This is a genomic window from Burkholderia sp. LFS061 (assembly GCF_047978125.1).
Lineage (GTDB): Bacteria > Pseudomonadota > Gammaproteobacteria > Burkholderiales > Burkholderiaceae > Burkholderia > Burkholderia pyrrocinia_C.
This window is the reverse complement of record NZ_JBFPFS010000003.1, coordinates 258,707-282,113: the sequence shown is the minus strand read 5'-3', so window position 1 is coordinate 282,113 and position 23,407 is coordinate 258,707. Positions and strand designations below refer to the sequence as shown.

Genomic DNA, 23,407 nt, shown 5'->3' with positions numbered 1-23,407 from the left:
TTTTGCTGCGACCGCATAAAAACGCTTGCCAAACCGACAGCGACTCCATATAATTTCAGCTTCTCTAGGCTCGTAGCTCAGCTGGTTAGAGCACCACCTTGACATGGTGGGGGTCGTTGGTTCGAGTCCAATCGAGCCTACCAACGAATTGAGAATGCCCGGTTTCCGGGTATTCGATGCAGTAAATAGCTCAACGCGAACAAGGCGAATACGGTTATGACACCGCGAACGTTGACCGAAACCACTTCGGAGCGACGCTAGTCGAGGAACGTTTTCGCCCTTTCAGTTTGAGTGAAGTATCGAATGCGGCCCCTCGAAAGCGGGGCCGCATTTTTTTTGTCGCGAAAATTCCGCGCGTGACTTTTACATCGCGTGCCTGGTCTGCCGCCCACTGTCGGCATCACGGAGATTGCTATGGTTTCGATACGCTTGCCTGACGGCTCAGTTCGACAATACGAGCATCCGGTGACAGTTGCCGAGGTTGCAGCCTCGATCGGTCCCGGCCTTGCGAAGGCTGCGCTTGGTGGCAAGCTCGACGGCGAGCTCGTCGATACGTCCGCGGTGATCGACCGCGACGCGTCGCTCGCCATCGTCACGGACAAGGATGCCGACGGCCTCGACATCATCCGTCATTCGACCGCGCACTTGCTCGCGTACGCGGTGAAGGACCTGTATCCGGATGCGCAGGTGACGATCGGCCCCGTGATCGACAACGGCTTCTATTACGACTTCTCGTACAACCGTCCGTTTACGCCGGAAGATCTGGAAAAGATCGAAAAGCGCATGCAGGAGCTCGCGAAGAAGGACGAGCCCGTGACGCGCCGTGTCGTGTCGCGCGACGAGGCTGCAGGTTACTTCCGCAGCCTCGGCGAGAAGTACAAGGCCGAGATCATCGAATCGATTCCGCAAAGCGACGAAATCAAGCTGTATTCGCACGGCGGCTTCACCGATCTGTGCCGCGGCCCGCACGTGCCGTCGACCGGCAAGCTGAAGGTTTTCAAGCTGATGAAGGTCGCGGGCGCGTACTGGCGCGGCGATTCGAAGAACGAGCAGTTGCAGCGCATCTACGGCACGGCCTGGACGAAGAAGGAAGACCAGGATCAGTACCTGCACATGCTCGAGGAAGCGGAAAAGCGCGACCACCGCAAGCTCGGCAAGCAGCTCGACCTGTTTCATATGCAGGAAGAGTCGCCGGGCATGGTGTTCTGGCATCCGAAGGGCTGGGCGCTGTGGCAGCAGGTCGAGCAATACATGCGCCGCCGCGTGAACGAAGCCGGCTACCTCGAGATCAAGACGCCGATGATCATGGACCGCTCGCTGTGGGAAGCGTCCGGCCACTGGCAGAACTACCGCGAGAACATGTTCACGACGGAGTCGGAGAAGCGCGACTACGCGATCAAGCCGATGAACTGTCCGGGGCACGTCCAGGTGTTCAAGCACGGCCTGCGTTCGTATCGCGACCTGCCGTTGCGTTACGCGGAATTCGGCTCGTGCCACCGCAACGAGGCGTCGGGCGCGCTGCATGGCCTGATGCGCGTGCGCGGCTTCGTGCAGGACGATGCGCACATCTTCTGTACGGAAGACCAGATCATTGCCGAGTCGATCGCGTTCAACAGGCTCGCGATGAGCGTGTATGGCGATTTTGGCTTCGACCACATCGACATCAAGCTGTCGCTGCGTCCGGAGCAGCGCATGGGTTCCGACGAAACGTGGGACCGTGCCGAGCAGGGCCTGCGTGAAGCGCTGACGGCGTGCGGCCTCCAGTGGGAAGAACTGCCGGGCGAGGGTGCATTCTATGGTCCGAAGATCGAGTACCACATCAAGGACGCGCTCGGCCGTTCGTGGCAGTGCGGCACGCTGCAGCTCGACATGATGCTGCCGGAACGTCTCGGCGCCGAGTACGTGGCGGAAGATAACAGCCGTCGCCGGCCCGTGATGCTGCACCGTGCGATCGTCGGTTCGATGGAGCGATTCCTCGGCATTTTGATCGAGCACCACGCTGGTGCGATGCCGGTCTGGCTCGCGCCGATGCAGGCTGTTGTGCTCAATATCGCCGAAAGTCAGGTCGAATATGCGCAATCTCTGGCCCAATCGTTGCAAAAACAAGGGGTTAGAGTGACGGCAGATTTGCGCAACGAGAAGATTAGCTATAAAATACGCGAGCACACGCTGGAAAAGGTACCTTATCTCCTCGTCGTGGGCGATAAGGAGCGTGATGCGCAAACGGTAGCCGTGCGTGCCCGTGGCGGCGTCGATCTTGGCGTGATGCCGGTCGATGCCTTCGTTGAGCGTCTGCAGGAAGACCTGCGCTCGTTCAAGTAACCACCCTGGCAGCGCGGCTCGTTTTTTTAATTTTTAGAGGAAACGTAACATCGCTACTGATAAGTCGTCGCATCGCATCAACGGTGAAATCACTGCGCCGGAAGTGCGTCTGGTCGGGATCGAGAACGAACCGCTCGGTATCGTAAAACTCGCTGATGCTTTCCGTAAATCGGAAGAACTGGATGTTGACCTGGTGGAAATCGCGCCGCAAGCGGTTCCCCCGGTTTGCCGTCTGATGGATTACGGCAAGTTCAAGTACCAGGAATCGAAGAAGCAGCACGAAGCGAAGCTGAAGCAGAAGGTCATCCAGGTCAAGGAAGTCAAGTTCCGCCCGGGTACCGATGACGGGGATTACAACGTCAAGCTTCGCAATCTCGTGCGCTTCCTCGAAGAGGGCGACAAGACGAAGATCACGTTGCGTTTCCGCGGCCGTGAAATGGCTCACCAGGAAATCGGTATGCGGATGCTTGAGCGTCTGCGCACGGATCTCGAGGAAGTCGGCCAGGTCGAGCAGATGCCGAAGATGGAAGGGCGCCAGATGATCATGGTGCTCTCGCCGAAGAAAAAGAAGTAACGGGCTCGCGCGCTTCGCGCGCAGGTTCGGAAGTGGTTCGGCGCGTTGCCCGGTCAGGGCGGCGCGCCAACAATGACGGCGGCTGCGCAAACGGTACGCCGTACACAAGTGGACTGGGTTTCGAAGGGCGGGTCAAGGGCGCAAGCCAACCGCACACCCATCGCCATCTAATAAACTGGAGTTGTTCGTCATGCCTAAGATGAAGACCAAGAAGAGCGCTGCAAAGCGCTTCGTGGTGCGTCCGGGCGGTACCGTCAAGCGCGGTCAAGCCTTCAAGCGCCACATCCTGACCAAGAAAACCACGAAGAACAAGCGCCATCTGCGCGGCGCAACGGCAGTTCATGATTCCGATCTGAACTCCGTCCGCGCGATGCTCCCGTTCGCGTAACCCCTCAATCGATACTCTAAGGAGAGAAACATGCCTCGAGTCAAACGTGGGGTAACCGCACGGGCCCGCCACAAGAAGATCATCAACCTGGCCAAGGGTTATCGCGGCCGCCGCAATAACGTCTACCGCATCGCCAAGCAGGCGGTGATGCGCGCTGGCCAGTACGCGTACCGCGATCGCCGCAACAAGAAGCGTGTGTTCCGCGCATTGTGGATCACGCGTATCAACGCGGCAGTTCGCCAGCACGACATGACCTACAGCGTGTTCATCAACGGCCTGAAGAAGGCGTCGATCGAACTCGACCGTAAGGTGCTGGCCGACATGGCGGTGTTCGACAAGGCTGCTTTTGCTGCGATCGTCAAGCAGGTGAAAGCCGCCGTTGCAGCCTAATTGCGAAATTAGCACTGCGTGGTTAGTTGCAGCGATGATCCGGTAGTTTCGGCCGCTGCAGCGAAAACGGGGCTCTTCCGAGCCCCTTTTTTTATCGGCCCTCGCTGGGCCGCCCCAAGAGGGCCGATCGCCCCTTCGGGGGGCAGCGAATGAAGAGAGCGTGGGGGCCGTTTTTTGTTGGCCGGGCGATTTCGCTCGCCAAGACCGAATGACGTTGGAAATGATGGGATCTATGGATCTGGACCAGATTGTCGCCGACGCGCAGCAGTCCTTCGAACAGGCTGCCGACATCACCACGCTCGAAAACGAGAAAGCACGATTTCTCGGCAAGTCGGGTGCGCTGACCGAGTTGCTGAAGGGCCTCGGCAAGCTCGATCCCGAAGCACGCAAGACCGAAGGCGCACGCATCAACGTCGTGAAGCAGCAGGTTGAAGCCGCGCTGACCGCACGTCGCCAGGCGCTGGCCGACGCGCTGTTGAACCAGCGCCTCGCCGCCGAGGCGATCGACGTGACGTTGCCGGGCCGCGGCGCCGGTGCAGGCAGCCTGCACCCCGTGATGCGCACGTGGGAGCGCGTCGAACAGATTTTCCGCTCGATCGGTTTCGACGTGGCCGACGGTCCCGAAATCGAGACCGACTGGTACAACTTCACGTCGCTGAACAGCCCGGAGAACCATCCGGCCCGTTCGATGCAGGACACCTTCTACGTCGAAGGCAAGGATGCCGACGGCCGCCAGCTGCTGCTGCGCACGCACACGAGCCCGATGCAGGTGCGTTACGCGCGCATGAACCGTCCGCCGATCAAGGTGATCGCGCCGGGCCGCACGTATCGCGTCGACAGCGATGCGACCCACTCGCCGATGTTCAATCAGGTCGAGGGGCTGTGGATCGACGAGAACATCAGCTTCGCCGATCTCAAGGGCGTCTATACCGACTTCCTGAAAAAATTCTTCGAGCGCGACGACATCCTCGTGCGCTTCCGGCCGTCGTATTTCCCGTTCACGGAACCGTCGGCCGAAATCGACATGATGTTCGAGCAAGGCAAGAACGCCGGCAAGTGGCTCGAGATCTCCGGCTCGGGGCAGGTGCATCCGACCGTGATTCGCAACATGGGCCTCGATCCCGAGCGTTACATCGGCTTCGCGTTCGGCAGCGGCCTCGAGCGCCTGACGATGCTGCGCTACGGCGTCCAGGATCTCCGGCTGTTCTTCGAGAACGACCTGCGTTTCCTGCGCCAGTTCGCATAACGCCGCTCGCCGCGCCGACCTGTGCCCGCGCACGCCCCGACGGACGATCCGATGGGGCCCCGGGCGTCGATCTAACCTGTTTCGAACGTAGACATCCATGCAATTCCCTGAATCCTGGTTGAGAACCTTTGTCGACCCGCAGCTCACGACCGACGAACTGTCGCACGCGCTGACGATGGCGGGGCTCGAAGTCGAATCGCTGAGCAAGGCTGCGCCGCCGACGTCGAAGATCGTCGTCGGCCGCGTGCTCGAAGTCGTCAAGCATCCGGATGCGGACAAGCTCAATGTCTGCCAGGTCGACGCCGGCACCGGTGCGACGCTGAATATCGTCTGCGGCGCGCCGAACGTGGCGCCCGGCATCAAGGTGCCGGTCGCGCTGGTCGGCGCGGAACTGCCGCCGGCAGAAGAGGGCGGCAAGCCGTTCGCGATCAAGCTGTCGAAGCTGCGCGGCGTGGAGAGCCAGGGGATGCTGTGCTCGGCGCGCGAGCTGAAGCTGTCCGAGGACCACAGCGGCCTGCTGATCCTGCCGGAAGACACGCCGGTCGGTCAGGACATCCGCGAGACGCTCAATCTCGACGACACGATCTTCGAAATCAAGCTGACGCCGAACAAGGCCGACTGCCTGTCCGTGTTCGGCATCGCGCGCGAGACGGCCGCGATCACCGGCGCACCGCTGACGCCGGTCGACATCCGCCCGGTGCGCGTCGAGCTCGACGAAACGCTGCCGGTGCGCATTGCCGCCCCCGATTTGTGCGGCCGCTTCTCGGGTCGCGTGATCCGCGGCGTGAACGCGCATGCGAAGACGCCGCAGTGGATGGTCGAGCGTCTCGAGCGTTCGGGCCAGCGAAGCGTGTCCGCGCTTGTCGACATCTCGAACTACGTGATGTTCGAGCTCGGCCGTCCGTCGCACGTGTTCGATCTCGACAAGATCCACGGCGGCATCGAGGTGCGCTGGGGCAAGCGCGGTGAATCGCTGAAGCTGCTCAACGGCAACACGGTCGAACTCGACGAAACGGTCGGCGTGATTTCGGACGACCGCCAGGTCGAAAGCCTGGCCGGCATCATGGGCGGCGACAGCACGGCCGTCACGCTCGACACGACCAACATCTACCTGGAAGCCGCGTTCTGGTGGCCGGACAGCATCCGCGGCCGCGCGCGCAAGTACAACTTCTCGACCGATGCGGCCCATCGCTTCGAGCGCGGCGTCGATTACGCGACGACCGTCGAGCACGTCGAGCGCATCACGCAGCTGATTCTCGAGATCTGCGGCGGCAAGGCCGGCCCGGTCGACGATCAGTCCGTGAACCTGCCGCAGCGCGCGCCGGTGAAGATGCGCGTGTCGCGCGCAAACCGCATCATCGGCGTGAAGATCGGCGCCGACGAGATCGCCAGCATCTTCACGCGCCTCGGCCTGCCGTTCGAGCGTGAAGACGACGCGTTCCTCGTGACGCCGCCGTCGCACCGCTTCGACATCGAGATCGAGGAAGACCTGATCGAGGAAGTGGCGCGTATCTACGGCTTCGAAAAGATCCCCGCGCGTCCGCCGGTCGCGACGAGCGAAATGCGTGCGACCAACGAGACGCGACGCTCGATCCACGACATCCGTCATGCGCTCGCCGCGCGCGACTATGCGGAAACCGTCAACTTCAGCTTCGTCGATGCGGAGTGGGAGCACGATTTCGCAGGCAACGACAACCCGATCCGGCTGCTGAACCCGATCGCGAGCCAGCTTTCGGTGATGCGCACGACGCTGTTCGGCAGCCTGATCGCCGTGCTGCGCCACAACCTGAATCGGCGCGCCGATCGCGTGCGCGTGTTCGAGTCGGGCCGCGTGTTCCTCGCCGATCCGTCGGTGAAGGCCGGCGAGCTGGCCGTCGAGGGGCATTCGCAGCCGAAGCGTGTCGGCGCGCTTGCGTACGGTCCGGCACTCGACGAACAGTGGGGCGTCGCGACCCGCGCGGTCGATTTCTTCGACGTGAAAGGCGATCTGGAGGCACTGCTCGCGCCTGCGGCCGCGCGTTTCGTGAAGGCAGAGCATCCGGCCCTCCATCCGGGCCGCAGCGCGCGGATCGAGGTCGATGGCCGCGCAGTCGGCTGGATCGGCGAACTGCACCCGCGCCTGATGCAGAAGTACGAGCTGCCGCATGCGCCCGTGATGTTCGAGATCGATGCGGACGCGTTGATTGCGCGTGCGCTGCCCGCGCCGACAGACGTGTCGAAATTCCCGCCGGTACGTCGCGATATCGCCGTTGTCGTCGATCAGGCGGTCGAGGTTCAGGCACTTTTCGACGAAATGAAGAAGGCGCTTGCCGAAGAAGCCTGCCGATTCGTTCAGAAGGTTGTACTCTTCGACGAATTTCGTGCAAAATCAAATACTTCCGGTGGTCTTGCCGCGCACGAGAAGAGCCTTGCTTTCCGCGTGACGCTGCAGGACGCGGCTGGCACGCTACAGGACGAGGTCGTCGATCAGGCGATCCAGACGCTGGTCGAGCGGATGGCTCGTGCCGGTGCGCGTCTGCGCGGCTAAGGAGAAGGCCCGCCCGCTTGCGGGCGGCTTTTTCCCATCGTAAGTTTTGATTCAACGCGCTGTATGGCAGATATGAACGACATGACCTCGAGTGAATTCGAAGCCCTCCTGACGGCGCAACGCAGCGCCATGAACCGCGACGCTTCAGCGCCGGCGTCCGCCGAGACGCCCACGCTGACGAAGGCGGAACTGGCAGAGCTGCTGTTCGACAGCGTCGGGCTGAACAAGCGTGAAGCGAAGGACATGGTCGAGGCGTTTTTCGAGGTGATCCGCGACGCGCTTGAAAACGGCGAAAGCGTCAAGCTGTCGGGGTTCGGCAATTTCCAGTTGCGCGACAAGCCGCAGCGTCCTGGCCGCAACCCGAAGACGGGCGAGGCGATTCCGATCGCGGCCCGCCGGGTGGTAACCTTCCACGCGAGCCAGAAGCTGAAGGCGCTGGTCGAAAACGGCGCGGAGTAAGCCCCGCGCGCTGACGTCTCCGCGCGGCCGCCGCGCACCCTTACCGACGGTTAACCGACGATGACCACCACGGTTGAGAAAGTCGTTTTGCCTCCGATTCCCGCGAAGCGCTACTTCACGATCGGCGAAGTCAGCGAACTGTGCGGGGTCAAGCCGCATGTGCTGCGTTATTGGGAACAGGAATTCACTCAGCTGCGGCCGGTGAAGCGGCGCGGCAATCGTCGGTATTACCAGCATCACGAAGTGCTGCTGATCCGGCGGATTCGCGAGTTGCTGTACGAGCAGGGGTTCACGATCAACGGTGCACGCAACCGGCTCGATTCGCCGAGCGGCGGGCGGGCTGCGGCGGAACCGGTCGAATCCGCCGAGATGCAGGCCGCCGACGCGCGTGCGGCCGGCAAGCCGGGCGCAACCGTCGACGTCATCGCGTTGCGGCAGGCGCTGCTCGACGTGATCGACGGACTGAAGCACGACTGAAGCGCGAAGTACGAAGGACGAAATGAAAAGCCCGGTTGGCGAAGCGCCACCGGGCTTTTTCATGCGCCTCGCGCACGCGGATCAGCGCGACGCGAGCGGATTCTTCTGCCCCATGTCGACGACCAGCGTGCCGTCCGGCAGCATTCTCACCGAGCCCTGCGCGACCTGGCTGCGGTAGTCGTACAGGTCGAAACGCATCGGGCCGGCCTCGGCCGAATTCCGGATCAGCGCGCGCACGTTCAGTTCGAGCACGTTGAACATCTTCATGTCGCCGCCCTCCATCCACATGTAGCTTGGCGCATCGATCTGCGGCCGCTTCGGCACGGGCGCGCCCGCGGCCCGCCGGAACGTGAGGCGCAGCCCGTCGCGCTCGACCGTTGCCTGCCCGAGCTTGCCGTTCAGCACCGGCGGCGGGAACACGGTGTACTGGTCGAGCACGAGCGTGTCGCCGCGCAGTTCCGCGCCGCGACGCTGCAGCGGCGTCAGCGAAGCGAGCTCGATACCGAGCGAGCGCAGCAGCTTCGCCTGCGGAATGCCGAGCACCGACACCTCGGATGGCTTGAACGCGAGGTGCCGGTCGTCGAGTACCGTCAGCGAGCCCTTCATGTCGGTCGGCAGCCAGACGCCCGGCACGTGATTCCACAGCTTGATGCCGCCCTGGACGCGCAGGTTCTGGCCGTCCGCACTGAGCTGCAGGTCGTTCAACGAACGTGGCGAGTAGTCGAGCAGGTAGTTGTTGAAGAGCGCTGACATCGCCTTCCATGACTCGACGACCGTGCCGCCGAGAATGCGGATGTCGTACTGGTTCGGATCGTCGAGGTCGACGGGCTCGACGGGCCGCTTCGACACGAGTTCGACGTCGAGATCCTCGACATGAAAGCCGATATCGCCGGACAGGTTGAAGTCGACGTTGTGCAGATGGATCGTCGGGTTGCGGTTCGACACGTGCCGCTCGTTGAACGGCGTGGTCGACGTGCGCCGCATCGCGACCTTCTGCATGCCGGGCCGCGCCGTGTCCGCCGCGAGCGCGTAGGCTTCCCAGTGCTGGCGCACCTCGCGCAGCGCATACTGCTGCGCGGCGAGGAAGCTGTCGTTCAGGCGTGCGGCCGCGTTGCCGAGCTGCGCGCCGCTGGCCGGGCCCGTGTACGAAGGCATCCGGATGGCCATCGCACCGCTTTCGTCGAAATTGAAGTAGCCAGCCGACACCTGGTCGCGATAGTGATACAGGTCGAACACGAAATTCCGGTCGCGCTTCGCCGGATCGACCGGACCGATCAGGATGTCGGCGTTCATCGGCATCGAGCGCATGAATTTCACGTCGCCGCCGCGAATGACCATCGCCTGCTGCGGCGCGTTCGCAGGCATCGCGAAGCCTGCATGCGTACCGTCGTCGAGCGTAAGGTCGAGGCCGGCCGGTGTCACGCGCAGCGCGGTGATCGTGAGCTTCAGGCGCGGCGGCGGCATCAGCTTGTCGACCGACATTACGAGATCGTCGCCGGCGAGCTGCGCGATCGGCGTCTGGACCTTCAGCAGGTCGGCCATCTTCACGTTGGCCGCGCGCATCACCGGCTGCGCGTTGATGCCCGACACGCGCACGCCGGTCGGGTGGAACACGAGCTGGCTGCCGTCGCGGATCGCGAGCGTGCCGGTCAGCGAGAACGGTACCCAGCCGTCGCGCTGCATTTCGCCCTGCAGGTGGATCACGCCGTCGCCGGCCGACACGGCGAGCTTGCGCAGCGGTGCGTTGCGGTAACCGAAGATATAGGTATTGAAGAGGGCGGTCAGCTTCGCGTTGTCGAGCGTGACCGTGCCTTCGTGCACGTCGATCTCGAAGCTCGTCGGATCGTCGAACACGATCGGCGCGCCGGCCTGCGTCGGCACGAGCGTGGCCGACAACCGATGGATGAAGAAGCCGAGGTTGTTGACGATGCGGAAATCGACGTCGCGCAGGAACGTCATCGCGCCGTTCTGGCCCGAGTCGCGCAGCGTGAACGGGCGCGGTTGCGTGAGGCCGATCGATGCGAGCGACGGCACGGTGCGCGCGATCTGCTGCTCGCGGGCGAGGCGTTCGGCTTTGGTGCGCTCGATCGTCGTCGACGCGACCGACGCGTTGCCGTCGCGCTGCGCGGACGATTCAGCACAACCGGTGCAGAGCAGCACGAGCGCCAGCGCGCCGCAGCCGAACACGCGGGCTGTCTTGTGCGAAACCGGGGCGGCCGCGCGTCGCGGGCCGGAAATCCAGTCGAAAATTGCCAAAGGCGAGCGATGGCCGCGCCGGACCGCATTCCGCATCGTCTGTCTCCATGTCTTGTCGTGATCGACGGTGGCGCGCGCCACTGTCCGGCGCGAGCGTCGATGCCGTGCAGTGTGTCATAGCGCGCTAGAGCGGCGTTACCAAACAACGGGCGCCCGGGCGCTGCGAGCCGACGGGCTGCGGGACAATGGATTCGGGGTAGCTGGGCGGCCGGATCAAACGGTCGTTTGGTTTGTGCAGACCCTCGGCCGACGTGTTTTTAGACGAATGGGCGAATCCGCTGCCAGCCTTGGCCGGCGCGGGTTTTCAGCGGATTCGCGACGCGTCGGTCGAGGCGGTCGAAGCAAGCGTGCGATCCTTCCCGGCCGTGCAGCGTCGACAGGTACGATCGGCGGCAACGGCGAGGTAAGATCAGCTTTATGGCTGTACGGATCAAAACACTTGGCCGTCACGGGGAAGCGTCATGGATCTGAAGGAAGTCGACGTATTGGGTGCGGGTGTGGGCGATCACTGGTACTACGCGTCGAAGGCGAGCGCGATCCGTCGGTTCCTGGGCGGGTCGGGCGCGAACCGGATACTCGACGTCGGTGCAGGCTCCGGCTTCTTCTCGAAGCACTTGCTCGAACGCACGCGGGCGACGGAAGCGTGGTGTGTCGATACGAGCTACGCCCACGATACCGACGAAGAGACGGCCGGCAAACCCATCCACTTTCGGCGGTCCGTCGAGCGATTCGATGCGGACCTCGTTCTGCTGATGGACGTGCTCGAGCATGTCGACGACGATGTCGGGCTGCTGGCGCAGTATGTGAAGGGGGCGCCTCCGGGCAGCCGGTTCCTGATCACGGTTCCCGCGTTCCAGTTCCTCTGGAGCGGCCATGACGATTTTCTCGAGCACAAGCGCAGGTACACGCTCGGCGGTCTCGAGGATGTGGTTCGCCGTGCGGGGCTCGACGTCGAGCGCGGCGCCTACTACTTCGGCCTCACGTTTCCGCTCGCGGCAGCGCTGCGGCTGGGCGAGCGGGCGCGTCGGCATCCACGCGAGCCGGCGTCGCAATTGCGTCGGCACCATCCGCTCGTCAACGGCTTGCTCAAGACGATCTGTCGCGTCGAGTTGCCGATGTTCCGGTTCAACCGCGTTGCCGGCCTGACGGTCATCTGCGTTGCGCGCAAGCGGTGAATGCGATGCGGCCGCCGTGCAATGGGAGCGCAGATCGCGCCAGCGTGCGCGGCTTCACTCGTATCGGCACCGGCACGCCAAAAAATTTCACAAGAACATTCACAAAATGCATGCGACCCGATTCTAAATCGGAAAAGTGTCTGTTATACTTTTCTTCTTTCGGGGCGTAGCGCAGCCTGGTAGCGTACCTGCATGGGGTGCAGGTGGTCGGAGGTTCAAATCCTCTCGCCCCGACCAGACAAGAACCCGCGTCAGTTCATGCTGACGCGGGTTTTTTCTTGCCGGTCGCTTTTTTGCACATCGCGGCGCGGCCCCGGTAAAATGCAAGGTTGATCCACGGAAAGCGCCGTGATTTAGCGGAAGAGGATTCCCCGAACATGACTGATCTTCGTCTTACCATGCGGTTCGCTGCAGTGCTCGCCACTGGCGCGCTCGTCGCCGGTTGCGGTACGTCGTCGCCCACGAAAGTGGACTACAAGAGCGATTCGAAATCGAAGGAAGCGTCGCTCGCAGTGCCGCCCAACATGCTCGACGAGACGGCCGATCAGCGTTCGCTGCCGCCCCAGGGCGGCGCGACTTCCCTGTCTGCGCTTCAGCAGGTCCAGCAGGCAGCGCCTGCGCTGGACACCGTCGCGCCAGCCGTGGCCGGCATGCATATCCAGCGCGACGGCACCGAGAGCTGGCTCGTGATCGACGGCAAGCAGCCGGCCGCCATCTGGCCGCAGGTGCGTCGTTTCTGGCAGGAGCAGGGCTTCCTGCTCGTCGTCGACCAGCGCGACAAGGGCGTGATGGAAACCGACTGGAACGAAACCCATCCGCAGATCAACGACGGCCTGATCCGCAGCGTGATCTCGAAGGCGATGGGCAACTCGTACGTGACGGCCGAGCGCAACAAGTACCGCACGCGTCTCGATTCGGCACCGAACGGCGGCACCTACGTGTTCATCAGCCAGAAGGGGATGCGTGAGGCGATCACCGGCGCGAACAACGATTCGAGCAAGTGGGAGCCGAAGCCGAACGATCCGGCGCTCGAGACCGAGTACCTGAAGCGGCTGATGGCCGTGCTCGCGCAGAACGAGCAGCGTGCGAAGAACGGCGAGCCGCCGATCGCGAACATCAAGGACAACGCGGTGCCGAAGGACAAGAAGGCCGACGCCGACGCATCGTCGAAGGCTGCCGCCGCGATCGCCGCGCAGAACGTCTCGCGCACGTCGGCGCAGGGTAACGATGCGGCCGACGCGGCGGTACCGTCCGAAGTCACGCTCGGCGAGCCGTACGACCGATCGTGGCTGCACGTCGGTCTCGCGCTCGATCGCGCGAACTTCACGGTCGACGATCGCGATCGCTCGAAGGGGTTGTATTTCGTGCGCTATGTCGATCCGAAGGACCTGAGCTCGGCTGAGCAGGGCTTCTGGAGCCAGCTGTTCCACGGCAAGAAGGAAAAGCAGGCGAAGCAGTACCGCGTCAACGTGAAGGCACTCACGGCCGACCAGACGCGCGTCGCGGTCGTCGACGATTCGGGTTCTATCGACATGTCGTCGCCGGCTCGTCAGATCATGGGGCTGCTCGTGAATCAGCTCCGCTGATCCCGACGTTTCCCCGCATCCGTGCAAAGCCCGCCATTCGGCGGGCTTTTTTTATGACCGCTCGCCGGCGTGCGGCTTGCGCGCGCATGTGCGAGAGGTTCGGTCCCCCATCGTGACGTTACGTAACATCCGTGCGTTACGGCGGCAGAACACGTGTCACATTGTTGTCGACCGAAAAATTGTCCTTATGAATCAAAGGTATGGCTGGTGTTCGATGCTTGGCACGCAAACTGCTTTATATGTTGGAATCTTTAGAGCAGGGAGGATGGCGTCAGATGCCGGGCGAGCATCGCGAGCGCTCGATCAACGGTCTCGACGTTTTCAAATGCCGGCACGACCAGTGCCGGCGCAACTGATGACGATCCGTGCGCCAGCGCGCGGATCTCGATGGCCCCGTCGCCTATCCTCGTAGGGCGACGGTTTCGCCCGCGCTTCTCCGAAGCGCGGGCTATTTTTTTGGCCGTCGTGTAGTGCGGCATCGGCGTGGCCGATGCATGATGCGTGATTCGCGTATTCTCGGAATTTTCTGGATGAAGGAGTCGGGAATGGCGGAAATTGCAGTCGTGGCGCTGATCGTCGCGAAGCCGGGCGCCGAGGACAAGCTGCGCACCGTGCTCGAAGGGATCGTCGCGCCGACCCGCAACGAAGCCGGTGCCTTGCAGTACGACCTGCACCGGGATCTGAAGGAGCCCGCTCGGTTCGTGTTCGTCGAGCGCTGGGAGAGCGAGGAGGCGCTGGCCGCCCATGCGCGTTCCGCGCACATTCTCGCTTATCGCGAAGCGGCCGCGGACTGGATCGAAAGTTCCGAAATCCGCGTGCTGTCGAAGCTCGTCTGAGCAGGGTGGGGCGACCGGACGTGTCCGGTCGCAGTAGCGCGTCAGTGCGACGTGCCGGGCACGTCGAGGATCAGGATGATCGTCCAGTCGGCGTCGCCGTCGTGATGATACTGGCGCTCGGCGACGATGAACGGTTGCTGCTTGCCTTGCGGGCCGAGGAAAAGCACGTCGCCCTCCATCGGCAGGCACTCGATCGGCGGCAGCGCGAGGAATGCGTCGGCCGAGCCGCGGGGCATCAGTTGCTTGATCTGGCGAGTGGCGGCTTCGGTCCACTCGATGTCGAGTTGAATGTTGCTCATGCTGTCCTCCGCACCGGGGTGCGCACGGGTGGAAAATTTCGGTGCGCGACTTTAGCACAGCGCGCGGGCACCGCAACCAAAAAAGCCGAACCCGGTCGCCCGGATTCGGCTTTTCGCTTGTGCGGTATCGCCGAACTTACTGGCTGGCAGCTTCTGCCGGAGCGGCCTTGGCAGCCTTCTTGCCGGCCTTCTTCGCAGCAGCCTTGTGGTGAGCAGCCTTCTTGCCGTGATGCTCTTCCTGCATCGCCGGCTGAGCGGCTTCAGCCGCTTGTTGCTGCTGCAGCGCCTGTGCGCGCTGCTCGATCTCGGAGATCTTGGCCGGATCGGTAATGGTCTTGATTTCCGTGCTCTCTTGCGCATACGCTGCGCCAGTCAGCGCCGACATCGCTACCAGGATAGCCAGGGACGTCTTCTTCATTGCTTTACCTCCGCTAAGTGGTGATGAACCCGAATGTTGCCGTTTTGTCTGGCGACTGCAAACGAGTGCGTGTCGAGTGTAACAAAAGTGACGGATCAATGTGCACCGGATCTTGGCGCGACGCAAGGCCGCGTTGAAGTCGCGCAACACTTCGCGCACTTCGTCACGCGCCTGCCATCCTGGGCAGTACTGCCATTCCGCTCCCCTTTCCGCGCAGTTGTCAGAACCACCCGAGCCATCGGTAGACGTGGAATTGCGCGATGCCGACCAACTCGTGCAGCGCCTGCTCGGCGTTGGCCACATTGCGCCAGCGTGGCAGCCAGCCCGTTTGCGCGCGCCGGCGATTTGCATAGACGGGCTGCGGATCGATGCCGAATCGGCGGAAATCGAGCAGGGCACGGCGCATCTGGTACGACGAGGTGACGAGAATGCGTGCGTCGTCATACTGTGGGCGTAGTATAGACGCAGTGAATTTCGCGTTTTCGTAGGTTGTGCGGCTGTTCGGTTCGAGAACGAGGTCGCCGGGGGCGATGCCCTCCGCGACGAGCTGGCGTCCGTATACGGCCGCCTCGGTTTCGCCATGATGCTGCGGGTCGCCGCCCGACATCAATACGGTGCAGCGCTCGGCCTGCTGCCGGCACACGCGATAAAGTGCCGCCACCTTGTGGATGCGCGCAATGCCATCGGGCGGCGGTTGCAGCCCGGAGTCGGTGCGGTGCGTGCCGGTGCCGATGAGAATCAGCGTGGTTCGCCCATGCATGTCCGGGTGCTCGACCGGCACGACGCCCGCCTCGCTCCACGCGATCAGCGGCGCGGTGAGCCAGCCTGTCGCGAGCAGCCAGAACAGCGCAACGGCGGCGATCGAGATGACTCGTCGCCGCTTGCGGCAGAGCATGAAACAGATGAAGAGAAGTACAAATGAATCGAACAGAATCAATTTGATTGGGGTATGGTGTCTTTTTATGGACGGCTGACGATCCGGCCCTGAAGCGACGCCGAACGTCGGCCTCCAGAATCGGTGGCGGTATCGGCGGGCGGAGACCCTGCCCGGCGCACCGCTTCGCATTGTCGCTGCACTTTAAGAAAGAATCGAGATGGCCACGTATTCCAACGAAGCGGTGCTCGACGCATTGAGACGAGTGCAGTACCGCCAGGTACCGTGGGCACGCCGCCCGGGCGTGTTCGAGTATCTCCGTTCGCTCGGGCTGATGGACACGGTCAGGCAGAAGACCGTTGCCCCGGCGCCGGGTTTTCACGCACCGGTGGACATCGCCGTGCTGACCGACAGTGGTCGAGCCGAATTTTCGCGCCTCGAGCGCGACGAGAAATTACTTTCCTGGACCGATCGCCGCATGGACGACTACGCATTGAGCGAAGCCAGCGCCGTGGCGATTCTCGAAAGCCGCCTGTAGCGGCGCAGACCATCCCGCCTCGGGCGTCGCCGCGCAAGCCGGCGACGTCAAAAAAAAGCCCGTATCGCGAGGATACGGGCGTACCGGATACTTTTGCTGTTGCCACGCTGTGCTCATGGCAACGATGTGACTCGTCGCATGCGGCGCAGTTCCCGAAGGCGGGCATTTTCTTCGACGATATCCTGAAATTGGCAGGACTACGGATGACGCGGCATGTCGGACGGCTGCGAGCCGATGCGCGCCCGCGCATTGCTGGCGATGTCGCCGCGCAGGTCGCCGCGCGGCACGGTTTGCCGGCCGGACGGGGCGGCAGACGGCGGCTGGCGGAGAGTATTGCGGTGATCCTGCTGGCGATGAGGCGGTTTCGCGCGATCGTCGGCGTGAACTGGAGCGGTCAGCGCCAGGGAAATGACAATGCCGCATGCGACGAGCAGTGACATTGGTTTCATGGCGGGGGCTCCCTTCAAGCCGTCGGCGCGGCCTGTTGATATTTCGCTAAGGTAAGCGTGGGAGTGCAGGCTTGCTGTAAATATTGGTAAATAGTTGTATCGCGGCACGACAACGGTATTCGACAGCAACGCAGGCGTCGCGAAAAGATCGCGTCGCGGAAAGAAACCGGGCGGCCGAAGCCGCCCGATCGAGCATTCGTTACGCCATCTTGACGGGGGCGCGCCAGGATTCCGGATTGGTCCAGAAGGCGCCGCGCAGCCGGTCGCGGCTCGGCGGTGCGGGCGGCTTCGCGGCGCTCGCGCCGATGCGCCCGCGCAGCGAGATCTGCCGGCCGCTCGTGCCGAGTCGCTTCACGATTTCGGCGAGCGTGCCGTCTGCCTGCCATTCGTCGAAGCGACGGCGGCAGGTCGGCGGCGACGGATAGCGGCCCGGCAGCTTCGACCAGCCTTCACCCGTCGACAGCACCCACAACACGGCGTTTACCACCGAGCGTGCTTCCACCCGGGGGCGGCCGCGCCGTTCACTCCGTGCGGGTTCCGAGCAAAACAGACCTTCGACCAGCGCCCACTCGTTATCTCTCAAATCGTCGAACAGCATCATGTCCTCACCTCAGCGAAGCTAACTCCGGTGCGCTGCCCTGCGCCGCGCACTCTTCAAGCACTCGATCGTCGAGTGCCGGGTGGGGGCGTCCGGTTGGCCGGCAGCGGCGTTTCTGCCTTTCCATCCGACGAAACCTACGCCCTGTGCGCCAGGTAATGCACGAAGCGTGCCACGTCGGAGGCGAATCCCTCGAGAGCCGCTTGGCAGCGAGCTAACGGCTAAGTCAGCTAGGGGCGTATAAGACGCCAAAATAACCCGCCAGCAAATCGGGACAATCACCAATCTTGTGCAGTTCGCCCGTGCTGCGTGCGTTTGCTTGTGTATTGCACCGCAGCGAAACATGTGCGGCCGGTGCCGGATTCGCGCATCGAAGTCGGTCGCGCATTAAAATCGTGCATCGATATCGACGATTGATGAGGTCAGGAGATGAACGTCACGCTGCGCCAGCTTCGCGTATTCATCGAGGTAGCGCGGCTCAAGAGCTTCAGTCGCGCGGGCGACGAAATCGGGCTCACGCAGTCCGCGGTCAGCCGCTGCGTGCGCGAGCTCGAGGCCGAGCTTGGGCTGAAGTTGATCGACCGCACGACGCGCGACGTGCAACTCACCGACGTCGGCGCGAACCTGATCGCGAGCGTGTCGCGTCTGATCGATGATCTCGACGACACGCTGCGCGAGATTCGCGAGATCGGTGAGCAGCGCCGCGGGCGCGTGATCGTCGCGGCGAGCCCGACGATCGCCTGCAGGCTGATGCCGCGCGTGGTTGCATCGTGCGAGCGCCAGTTTCCGTTCGTGACGCTTGGCCTGCGAGACGACGTGCAGAGCGACGTGCTGCGCAAGGTGAAGTCGAGCGAAGTCGATTTCGGCGTCGTGATCGGGCCGCTTACGGTCGCCGATCTCGTCTGCGAACCGTTGATGACCGATTCGTTTTGCCTCGTCACGCGTGCCGATCATCCGCTCGCGGCGCGTTCCGAGGTGCCGTGGACGGCGCTGGACGGCGAGCGCCTCGTGCTCCTCGATCACGCGTCGGGAAGCCGGCCGCTGATCGATGCCGCGCTGGCCGCCCATCATGTCAATGCGACGGTGATGCAGGAGCTCGGGCATTCGGCGACCGTGTTCGGGCTCGTCGAGGCCGGCGTCGGCGTGAGCGTGCAGCCGTGGCTGTCGCTGCCGCTGCCGGCCGGCTCGACACTCGTCGCGCGACCTCTCACGCCGCGCACCGAGCGCACGGTCGAACTGGTGCGTCGCCGCGACAGGTCGTTGTCGCCCGCGGCGCAGGCGATCTGGGAACTCGTGCGGCAGATGCCGGCGAGGGCGGAAGACCTCGACTGACGTGCGCGGAAGCGACGCGGCCCGGCTTGCGGGCCGGTACACTACGCGGATCGTGTTCCTGGGCGGTGGTTCTCGATGACGCATTCCGCAGGTTTTTCCCCGACAACCGATGAGCCGGCGGCGCGCGCCGCGGTGCACGCGCTGCGTCCGTCGCTGATCCGGGAGGTGGCGAACGCCGGCTTCGGCGTGCCCGACATGCTGCCGTTCTGGTTCGGTGAGTCCGATCGCGTGACGCCGGATTTCATCCGCGACGCCGCGGCAGCGGCGCTGCGCGACGGCGCGACCTTCTACACGCACAACCTCGGCACCGCGCCGTTGCGCGATGCGATTGCGGCCTACGTGAGCGCGCGTCATGGTGCGACGGCGGCCGACACGGTCGCCGTGACGAGTTCGGGCGTGAACGCGCTGATGCTGGCCGCGCAGATGCTGGTCGGCCCGGGCGAGCGTGTCGTCGCGGTTACGCCGCTGTGGCCGAATCTCGTCGAGATTCCGAAGATCCTCGGAGCGCAGGTCGAATGCGTGCCGCTCGGCTATGGCGACGCAGGCTGGCAGCTCGATGTCGAGCGGCTGCTCGCCGCGCTGACGCCCGATACGCGGATGCTGCTGGTCAACTCGCCGAACAATCCGACCGGCTGGACGATGTCGCGCGACGATCAGCGGGCCGTGCTTGCCCATTGTCGGCGTCACGGCATCTGGCTGGTCGCCGACGAGGTGTACGAACGGCTTGCGTTCGGCGACGGCGGCGCGCCGTCATTCCTCGATATCGCATCGCGCGACGAGCGGGTCGTTGTCGTGAATTCGTTCTCGAAGGCGTGGGCGATGACGGGCTGGCGGCTGGGATGGCTCATTGCGCCTGCATCGGTGATGGGCGATCTGTCGAAGCTCATCGAATACAACACGTCGTGCGCGCCGGGCTTCGTGCAGGCTGCGGGCGAGGTCGCGCTGCGGGACGGCGAGCCGTTCGTGCGGTCGTTCGTCGCGGCGCTGCGCGAAGCGCGCGATCACCTGGTCGCCGCGCTGCGGACGCTGCCGGGCGTCGAGGTGCCGCCTCCGCCGGGCGCGATGTACCTGTTCCTGCGCCTGCCGGGCGCGGCCGACAGTCTCGCGTTCTGCAAGACGCTGGTGCGCGATGCGGGGCTCGGCCTTGCGCCCGGGCGGGCATTCGGCCCGGAGGGGGAGGGATTCGTGCGCTGGTGCTACGCATGCGATCCGGCACGACTCGACGCAGGCGTCGAGCGGCTGCGCCGGTTCCTCGCGCGCGGCGCGGCTGCCCGCTGAAGCAGGGCCGGAGCGGGCGCGGCGCACTGGCGGCGGGCCAATCTGCTCATCTTTACGCACCGGGCAATTTTGCGTAATATGGCGCTCAGTCACGCGGTTCCGTCGTTGAGCCGTGCTGTTCCGTCCGGTTTGGGCCTGGCCTGAAGTTGGTTCGCCGCCCCCGGTTCGTGCTCCCATCAATATGACCGATCAGAATCGGGCGAGCGCGTCTTCCGTTCCTTTCGTCTGTTTGTTGATCCGGTTCGTTTGACCACAGGGTCTGGCCTAGCTGCATGAATACCCAAGAGGCGAAGATCGTCCTCGAGACTGCTTTGATCTGCGCGCAGGAACCGCTGAAGCTCGGCGATTTGCGCAAGCTCTTTGCCGACGGCGTGTCGGCTGACACGGTCCGCACGTTGCTCGAAGATCTGAAACAGGATTGGTCCGGCCGCGGCGTCGAACTGGTGGCGCTGGCGACCGGATGGCGCTTCCAGAGCAAGCCGGCGATGCGTCACTATCTGGACCGGCTGCATCCCGAGAAGCCGCCGAAATATTCGCGCGCGGTGCTCGAAACGCTCGCGATCATCGCGTACCGGCAGCCCGTCACGCGCGGCGACATCGAAGAGATTCGCGGCGTCACGGTCAATACGCAGGTGGTCAAGCAACTCGAGGATCGCGGCTGGATCGAGGTGATCGGTCATCGTGACGTGCCGGGGCGTCCGGCGCTGTATGCGACGACCAAGCAGTTCCTCGACGATCTCGGCCTGAAGGCGCTGGACGAGCTGCCAGCGCTCGAAGAGCCGGCCGCGAACATCGAGGCCGCGCTGCTCGCGCAGCACGCAATGGACTTCGACGGCGGCGTACCGGTTGCCGACGACACGGCGCAAGCCGGTGACGCAACAGACGATGTGCCGCAGGCGCAGGCGGATGAAGCGTCTACCGGCCAATTGGCCGAATTGCCGGGGGATGCCGCGACCGATGGCGCGTCGACGCAGGAAATGCCGAACCGCGATACGCTCGATGCTGATCGCCGGCAAACGGAACAAACGGAACAGGTTGGCGCCGAAGCAGTGCCGACCGATGTGCAGCCCGAGCCGTTGCGCGCGGATCGGAGCGAGGAAGATCGCAAGCCGGCCGCCGAAGCGGCTGCCGGAGACGGAGCGGAAGCGGCCGGCGACATGCCCGGCGAGGTTGGCCAGGCCGACGCCTCCCGTTCCCGTCCCGCGGACGGCGAGATGCTGGACGACACGTCCGACAGTCTCGCCGATGCCGTACGAAGCGCCAGTGCGCCCATCGGCGCCGACGCGCTGCCGGACGACGAAGCAGAACCCGAACAGCGTCGCGCCTGACCGCGGCCAACTTCTTGCCGCGCCCGCGCCGGGCGCGAGACCTGACATTTTGAGGTTGTTTTGACAGATATCCATGATATTGAATCGTCCGCGCCTGCCGTGCAGGCAGCGCGTGCAGACGATGCACCGGAGCAGGACGCTTCGGCCGCGGGTGGCGACGAGCGTCCCCGCCGCGGTCTGCGGCGAGGCCCGCGCAGCCTGATCGCGCGGCGTCGCGCGGCGGCCAAGTCGAAGGGCGCCGAAGGCGAGCCGCAGGGTGGCGAAGGCGCGGACGCGCAGCCGGCCGAGGCCGTCGAAGCGCAGCCCGCGCGCGTGCCGCGCAAGGAAGGCGCGGCCAAGGGCGGCCGCAAGCCGGCCGGCAAGCGCGAAGGTGCTGCCAAGGGCGGCCAGGGTGCACAAGGCGGCCAAGGCCGCCGTGGCGGCGCACCGAAGGCTGAAGGCGGCTCGGCCAAGGCGGAGGGTGATGCGTCCCAGGACGAACTGTTCGCATACGTGACGTCGCCCGCATTCGACGCGGACAACTCCGCGGGCGGCAGCGGCGTGCGTGCGCCGATGCTGCGTCGCGGCCGCAGCCAGCCGGCGAACAAGCGCGTGCTGTCGCCGGACGACGACGCGCCGAAGCTGCACAAGGTGCTGGCGGAAGCGGGCATGGGCTCGCGTCGCGAAATGGAAGAGCTGATCGTCGCCGGCCGCGTGTCGGTGAACGGCGAGCCCGCGCACATCGGTCAGCGCATCATGCCGACCGACCAGGTGCGGATCAACGGCAAGCCGGTCAAGCGCAAGCTGCCGAACAAGCCGCCGCGCGTGCTGCTGTACCACAAGCCGACGGGCGAAATCGTCAGCCATGCGGATCCGGAAGGCCGTCCGTCGGTATTCGACCGCCTGCCGCCGATGAAGACGGCGAAATGGCTTGCGGTGGGCCGCCTCGACTTCAATACCGAAGGTCTGCTGATGCTGACGACGTCGGGCGACCTCGCGAACCGCTTCATGCATCCGCGCTACAGCGTCGAGCGTGAGTACGCGGTGCGGGTGGTCGGCGAGCTCACCGAAGGCAACCGGCAGAAGCTGCTGCACGGCGTCGAGCTGGACGACGGCCCCGCCAATTTCCTGCGCATCCGCGATGGCGGCGGCGAAGGCACGAACCACTGGTATCACGTCGCGCTGGCCGAAGGCCGCAACCGCGAGGTGCGCCGGATGTTCGAGGCGGCCGGCCTGATGGTGAGCCGCCTGATTCGTACGCGTCACGGCCCGATCCCGCTGCCGCGCGGTCTGAAGCGCGGCCGCTGGGAGGAACTCGACGACGCGCAGGTGCGCAAGCTGATGGCGACCGTCGGCCTGAAGGCGCCGTCCGAGGAGAAAGGCAAGCGCGGCGGTGCCGGCCAGGCAGAGCGCCGCCAGCCCGATCCGATGCTGACGTCGATGGGCTTCATCAGTCGCGAGCCGGTGCTGACGACGCACGGGCAGCTCGACCAGCCGCGCCGTGGCGGTGGCCGTCGTGGCGGGCCGGGTCTGCCGGGCCTGAGCGGCTACGGCAGCCTGCCGGTTGCGCCGTCGGGCTACGGCAACCGTGCTGGCGGCGGCCGCGACGGTAACCGCTCGGGCGGTGGCCGAGATGGCAACCGCGCTGGCGGCGGCCGTGATGTCGACGGCAATCGCGCGTCGTACGGCGCGGGCCCCAAGCGTGAGGGCCCGGCGGGCGGCAAGCGAGGCGGCAGCAAGGGCGGCAATCGCAATCCGAACGGCAATCGTGCCGAAGGCGCCGGCAACAGCGGCGGCCCGCGTCCGCAGCGCAGCCGCACGCGCAGCCGCTAAGCGTCTCGCGGCATGCGGCGGCACAAAGCCGCCGACGTGCGGCAGGATCGGCATCCGTCCGGTTTTGTCGGCGCGACGCGTTGCGTTTTTTGATTGCGACTGTATATATACCGCGTGCCGCTGGATGGCGGCCGGCATGCCCGATCTCCGGTGCGGCCGGATTGCGCCGGTTGATCGGGTAGCCGGATTTCGCATTTTCGGTCCGTAAAGGCAGTCGAAACGCTGCTTTCACCGGCTGGCTTGGC

General features: G+C 64.5%; 22 protein-coding genes, 2 tRNA genes and 1 pseudogene. 18 read left to right on the top strand and 7 right to left on the bottom strand.

Annotated features, from left to right (window positions below):
• Positions 1–66 precede the first annotated feature (66 nt).
• The 9 genes from ACNQQL_RS04445 (at position 67) to ACNQQL_RS04405 (ending at position 8,383) form a co-directional block, all read left to right on the top strand.
• Positions 67–143 (top strand) — tRNA-Val (locus ACNQQL_RS04445).
• Positions 144–414: 271 nt separating this feature from the next.
• The gene (gene thrS, locus ACNQQL_RS04440) at positions 415–2,322 is read left to right on the top strand and encodes a threonine--tRNA ligase (RefSeq protein ID WP_072441734.1); all 1,908 of its coding nucleotides are present in this window, start codon (positions 415–417) and stop codon (positions 2,320–2,322) included.
• A 49-nt stretch (positions 2,323–2,371) separates the two neighbouring features.
• Positions 2,372–2,896, top strand: coding sequence for a translation initiation factor IF-3 (gene infC / locus ACNQQL_RS04435; protein WP_071734130.1), 525 nt, complete (start codon positions 2,372–2,374; stop codon positions 2,894–2,896).
• Positions 2,897–3,086: 190 nt separating this feature from the next.
• Complete coding sequence (gene rpmI / locus ACNQQL_RS04430; protein ID WP_004191477.1) at positions 3,087–3,284, top strand: 50S ribosomal protein L35; 198 nt, start codon at positions 3,087–3,089, stop codon at positions 3,282–3,284.
• Between the two features lie 30 nt (positions 3,285–3,314).
• Positions 3,315–3,674: a 50S ribosomal protein L20 gene (gene rplT, locus ACNQQL_RS04425; protein WP_004192938.1), complete on the top strand. Its 360-nt coding sequence runs from the start codon at positions 3,315–3,317 to the stop codon at positions 3,672–3,674.
• A 232-nt stretch (positions 3,675–3,906) separates the two neighbouring features.
• Positions 3,907–4,920 carry a phenylalanine--tRNA ligase subunit alpha gene (gene pheS / locus ACNQQL_RS04420; protein WP_034184012.1) on the top strand — a complete coding sequence of 338 codons (1,014 nt, stop codon included), beginning with the start codon at positions 3,907–3,909 and terminating at the stop codon, positions 4,918–4,920.
• A gap of 97 nt (positions 4,921–5,017) precedes the next feature.
• Positions 5,018–7,447, top strand: coding sequence for a phenylalanine--tRNA ligase subunit beta (gene pheT, locus ACNQQL_RS04415; protein WP_204426239.1), 2,430 nt, complete (start codon positions 5,018–5,020; stop codon positions 7,445–7,447).
• A gap of 72 nt (positions 7,448–7,519) precedes the next feature.
• On the top strand, positions 7,520–7,906 hold the full coding sequence (locus ACNQQL_RS04410) for an integration host factor subunit alpha (protein ID WP_040144036.1): 387 nt from the start codon (positions 7,520–7,522) through the stop codon (positions 7,904–7,906).
• A gap of 60 nt (positions 7,907–7,966) precedes the next feature.
• The gene (locus tag ACNQQL_RS04405) at positions 7,967–8,383 is read left to right on the top strand and encodes a MerR family transcriptional regulator (RefSeq protein WP_347063330.1); all 417 of its coding nucleotides are present in this window, start codon (positions 7,967–7,969) and stop codon (positions 8,381–8,383) included.
• A gap of 81 nt (positions 8,384–8,464) precedes the next feature.
• Here the strand turns inward: ACNQQL_RS04405 and ACNQQL_RS04400 are convergent, their stop codons facing one another.
• Complete coding sequence (locus ACNQQL_RS04400) at positions 8,465–10,675, bottom strand: hypothetical protein (protein WP_347063329.1); 2,211 nt, start codon at positions 10,673–10,675, stop codon at positions 8,465–8,467.
• Positions 10,676–11,100: 425 nt separating this feature from the next.
• On the opposite strand from ACNQQL_RS04400, the gene ACNQQL_RS04395 reads away from it, so the two are divergent.
• The 3 genes from ACNQQL_RS04395 (at position 11,101) to bamC (ending at position 13,400) form a co-directional block, all read left to right on the top strand.
• Positions 11,101–11,814, top strand: coding sequence for a class I SAM-dependent methyltransferase (locus ACNQQL_RS04395; RefSeq protein WP_347063328.1), 714 nt, complete (start codon positions 11,101–11,103; stop codon positions 11,812–11,814).
• A gap of 160 nt (positions 11,815–11,974) precedes the next feature.
• A tRNA-Pro gene (locus tag ACNQQL_RS04390) sits at positions 11,975–12,051 on the top strand.
• Positions 12,052–12,191: 140 nt separating this feature from the next.
• Complete coding sequence (gene bamC / locus ACNQQL_RS04385; RefSeq protein WP_347063327.1) at positions 12,192–13,400, top strand: outer membrane protein assembly factor BamC; 1,209 nt, start codon at positions 12,192–12,194, stop codon at positions 13,398–13,400.
• Between the two features lie 251 nt (positions 13,401–13,651).
• Here the strand turns inward: bamC and ACNQQL_RS04380 are convergent, their stop codons facing one another.
• Positions 13,652–13,879 carry a hypothetical protein gene (locus ACNQQL_RS04380; RefSeq protein WP_347063326.1) on the bottom strand — a complete coding sequence of 76 codons (228 nt, stop codon included), beginning with the start codon at positions 13,877–13,879 and terminating at the stop codon, positions 13,652–13,654.
• A 66-nt stretch (positions 13,880–13,945) separates the two neighbouring features.
• Between ACNQQL_RS04380 and ACNQQL_RS04375 the strand changes: the two genes are divergently transcribed.
• The gene (locus ACNQQL_RS04375) at positions 13,946–14,236 is read left to right on the top strand and encodes a putative quinol monooxygenase (RefSeq protein ID WP_347063325.1); all 291 of its coding nucleotides are present in this window, start codon (positions 13,946–13,948) and stop codon (positions 14,234–14,236) included.
• A 41-nt stretch (positions 14,237–14,277) separates the two neighbouring features.
• On the opposite strand, the gene ACNQQL_RS04370 is transcribed toward ACNQQL_RS04375, so the two are convergent.
• The 3 genes from ACNQQL_RS04370 to ACNQQL_RS04360 all read right to left on the bottom strand — a co-directional run bounded on the left by ACNQQL_RS04370 (position 14,278) and on the right by ACNQQL_RS04360 (position 15,890).
• Complete coding sequence (locus ACNQQL_RS04370) at positions 14,278–14,535, bottom strand: hypothetical protein (RefSeq protein ID WP_034184019.1); 258 nt, start codon at positions 14,533–14,535, stop codon at positions 14,278–14,280.
• Positions 14,536–14,671: 136 nt separating this feature from the next.
• Positions 14,672–14,953, bottom strand: a complete 282-nt coding sequence (locus tag ACNQQL_RS04365; RefSeq protein ID WP_072441725.1) for a hypothetical protein — start codon at positions 14,951–14,953, stop codon at positions 14,672–14,674.
• Positions 14,954–15,173: 220 nt separating this feature from the next.
• On the bottom strand, positions 15,174–15,890 hold the full coding sequence (locus ACNQQL_RS04360) for a YdcF family protein (protein WP_072441724.1): 717 nt from the start codon (positions 15,888–15,890) through the stop codon (positions 15,174–15,176).
• A gap of 157 nt (positions 15,891–16,047) precedes the next feature.
• On the opposite strand from ACNQQL_RS04360, the gene ACNQQL_RS04355 reads away from it, so the two are divergent.
• Positions 16,048–16,365: a hypothetical protein gene (locus tag ACNQQL_RS04355; protein ID WP_006495354.1), complete on the top strand. Its 318-nt coding sequence runs from the start codon at positions 16,048–16,050 to the stop codon at positions 16,363–16,365.
• Positions 16,366–16,562: 197 nt separating this feature from the next.
• Here the strand turns inward: ACNQQL_RS04355 and ACNQQL_RS04350 are convergent, their stop codons facing one another.
• Complete coding sequence (locus tag ACNQQL_RS04350; RefSeq protein ID WP_072441770.1) at positions 16,563–16,814, bottom strand: hypothetical protein; 252 nt, start codon at positions 16,812–16,814, stop codon at positions 16,563–16,565.
• 202 nt (positions 16,815–17,016) lie between these two features.
• A pseudogene (locus tag ACNQQL_RS04345) lies at positions 17,017–17,412 on the bottom strand (transposase); the annotation flags it as partial.
• 429 nt (positions 17,413–17,841) lie between these two features.
• On the opposite strand from ACNQQL_RS04345, the gene ACNQQL_RS04340 reads away from it, so the two are divergent.
• The 4 genes from ACNQQL_RS04340 (at position 17,842) to rluB (ending at position 23,162) form a co-directional block, all read left to right on the top strand.
• Positions 17,842–18,744 (top strand): LysR family transcriptional regulator, encoded by a 903-nt coding sequence (locus tag ACNQQL_RS04340; RefSeq protein WP_347063324.1) that lies wholly within the window; start codon positions 17,842–17,844, stop codon positions 18,742–18,744.
• Between the two features lie 75 nt (positions 18,745–18,819).
• Positions 18,820–20,022, top strand: a complete 1,203-nt coding sequence (locus ACNQQL_RS04335) for a pyridoxal phosphate-dependent aminotransferase (RefSeq protein WP_347063323.1) — start codon at positions 18,820–18,822, stop codon at positions 20,020–20,022.
• A gap of 272 nt (positions 20,023–20,294) precedes the next feature.
• The gene (gene scpB / locus ACNQQL_RS04330; protein ID WP_347063322.1) at positions 20,295–21,350 is read left to right on the top strand and encodes an SMC-Scp complex subunit ScpB; all 1,056 of its coding nucleotides are present in this window, start codon (positions 20,295–20,297) and stop codon (positions 21,348–21,350) included.
• A 60-nt stretch (positions 21,351–21,410) separates the two neighbouring features.
• Complete coding sequence (gene rluB / locus ACNQQL_RS04325; protein ID WP_347063321.1) at positions 21,411–23,162, top strand: 23S rRNA pseudouridine(2605) synthase RluB; 1,752 nt, start codon at positions 21,411–21,413, stop codon at positions 23,160–23,162.
• Positions 23,163–23,407 lie beyond the last annotated feature (245 nt).

Coding starts and splice junctions, on each gene's coding strand:
- thrS (WP_072441734.1), top strand. CDS start 415: ATGGTTTCGATACGCTTGCCTGACGGCTCAGTTCGACAATACGAGCAT.
- rpmI (WP_004191477.1), top strand. CDS start 3,087: ATGCCTAAGATGAAGACCAAGAAGAGCGCTGCAAAGCGCTTCGTGGTG.
- rplT (WP_004192938.1), top strand. CDS start 3,315: ATGCCTCGAGTCAAACGTGGGGTAACCGCACGGGCCCGCCACAAGAAG.
- pheS (WP_034184012.1), top strand. CDS start 3,907: ATGGATCTGGACCAGATTGTCGCCGACGCGCAGCAGTCCTTCGAACAG.
- pheT (WP_204426239.1), top strand. CDS start 5,018: ATGCAATTCCCTGAATCCTGGTTGAGAACCTTTGTCGACCCGCAGCTC.
- ACNQQL_RS04410 (WP_040144036.1), top strand. CDS start 7,520: ATGAACGACATGACCTCGAGTGAATTCGAAGCCCTCCTGACGGCGCAA.
- ACNQQL_RS04405 (WP_347063330.1), top strand. CDS start 7,967: ATGACCACCACGGTTGAGAAAGTCGTTTTGCCTCCGATTCCCGCGAAG.
- ACNQQL_RS04400 (WP_347063329.1), bottom strand. CDS start 10,675: ATGCGGAATGCGGTCCGGCGCGGCCATCGCTCGCCTTTGGCAATTTTC.
- ACNQQL_RS04395 (WP_347063328.1), top strand. CDS start 11,101: ATGGATCTGAAGGAAGTCGACGTATTGGGTGCGGGTGTGGGCGATCAC.
- bamC (WP_347063327.1), top strand. CDS start 12,192: ATGACTGATCTTCGTCTTACCATGCGGTTCGCTGCAGTGCTCGCCACT.
- ACNQQL_RS04380 (WP_347063326.1), bottom strand. CDS start 13,879: ATGCCGCACTACACGACGGCCAAAAAAATAGCCCGCGCTTCGGAGAAG.
- ACNQQL_RS04375 (WP_347063325.1), top strand. CDS start 13,946: ATGGCGGAAATTGCAGTCGTGGCGCTGATCGTCGCGAAGCCGGGCGCC.
- ACNQQL_RS04370 (WP_034184019.1), bottom strand. CDS start 14,535: ATGAGCAACATTCAACTCGACATCGAGTGGACCGAAGCCGCCACTCGC.
- ACNQQL_RS04365 (WP_072441725.1), bottom strand. CDS start 14,953: ATGAAGAAGACGTCCCTGGCTATCCTGGTAGCGATGTCGGCGCTGACT.
- ACNQQL_RS04355 (WP_006495354.1), top strand. CDS start 16,048: ATGGCCACGTATTCCAACGAAGCGGTGCTCGACGCATTGAGACGAGTG.
- ACNQQL_RS04350 (WP_072441770.1), bottom strand. CDS start 16,814: ATGAAACCAATGTCACTGCTCGTCGCATGCGGCATTGTCATTTCCCTG.
- ACNQQL_RS04340 (WP_347063324.1), top strand. CDS start 17,842: ATGAACGTCACGCTGCGCCAGCTTCGCGTATTCATCGAGGTAGCGCGG.
- ACNQQL_RS04335 (WP_347063323.1), top strand. CDS start 18,820: ATGACGCATTCCGCAGGTTTTTCCCCGACAACCGATGAGCCGGCGGCG.
- scpB (WP_347063322.1), top strand. CDS start 20,295: ATGAATACCCAAGAGGCGAAGATCGTCCTCGAGACTGCTTTGATCTGC.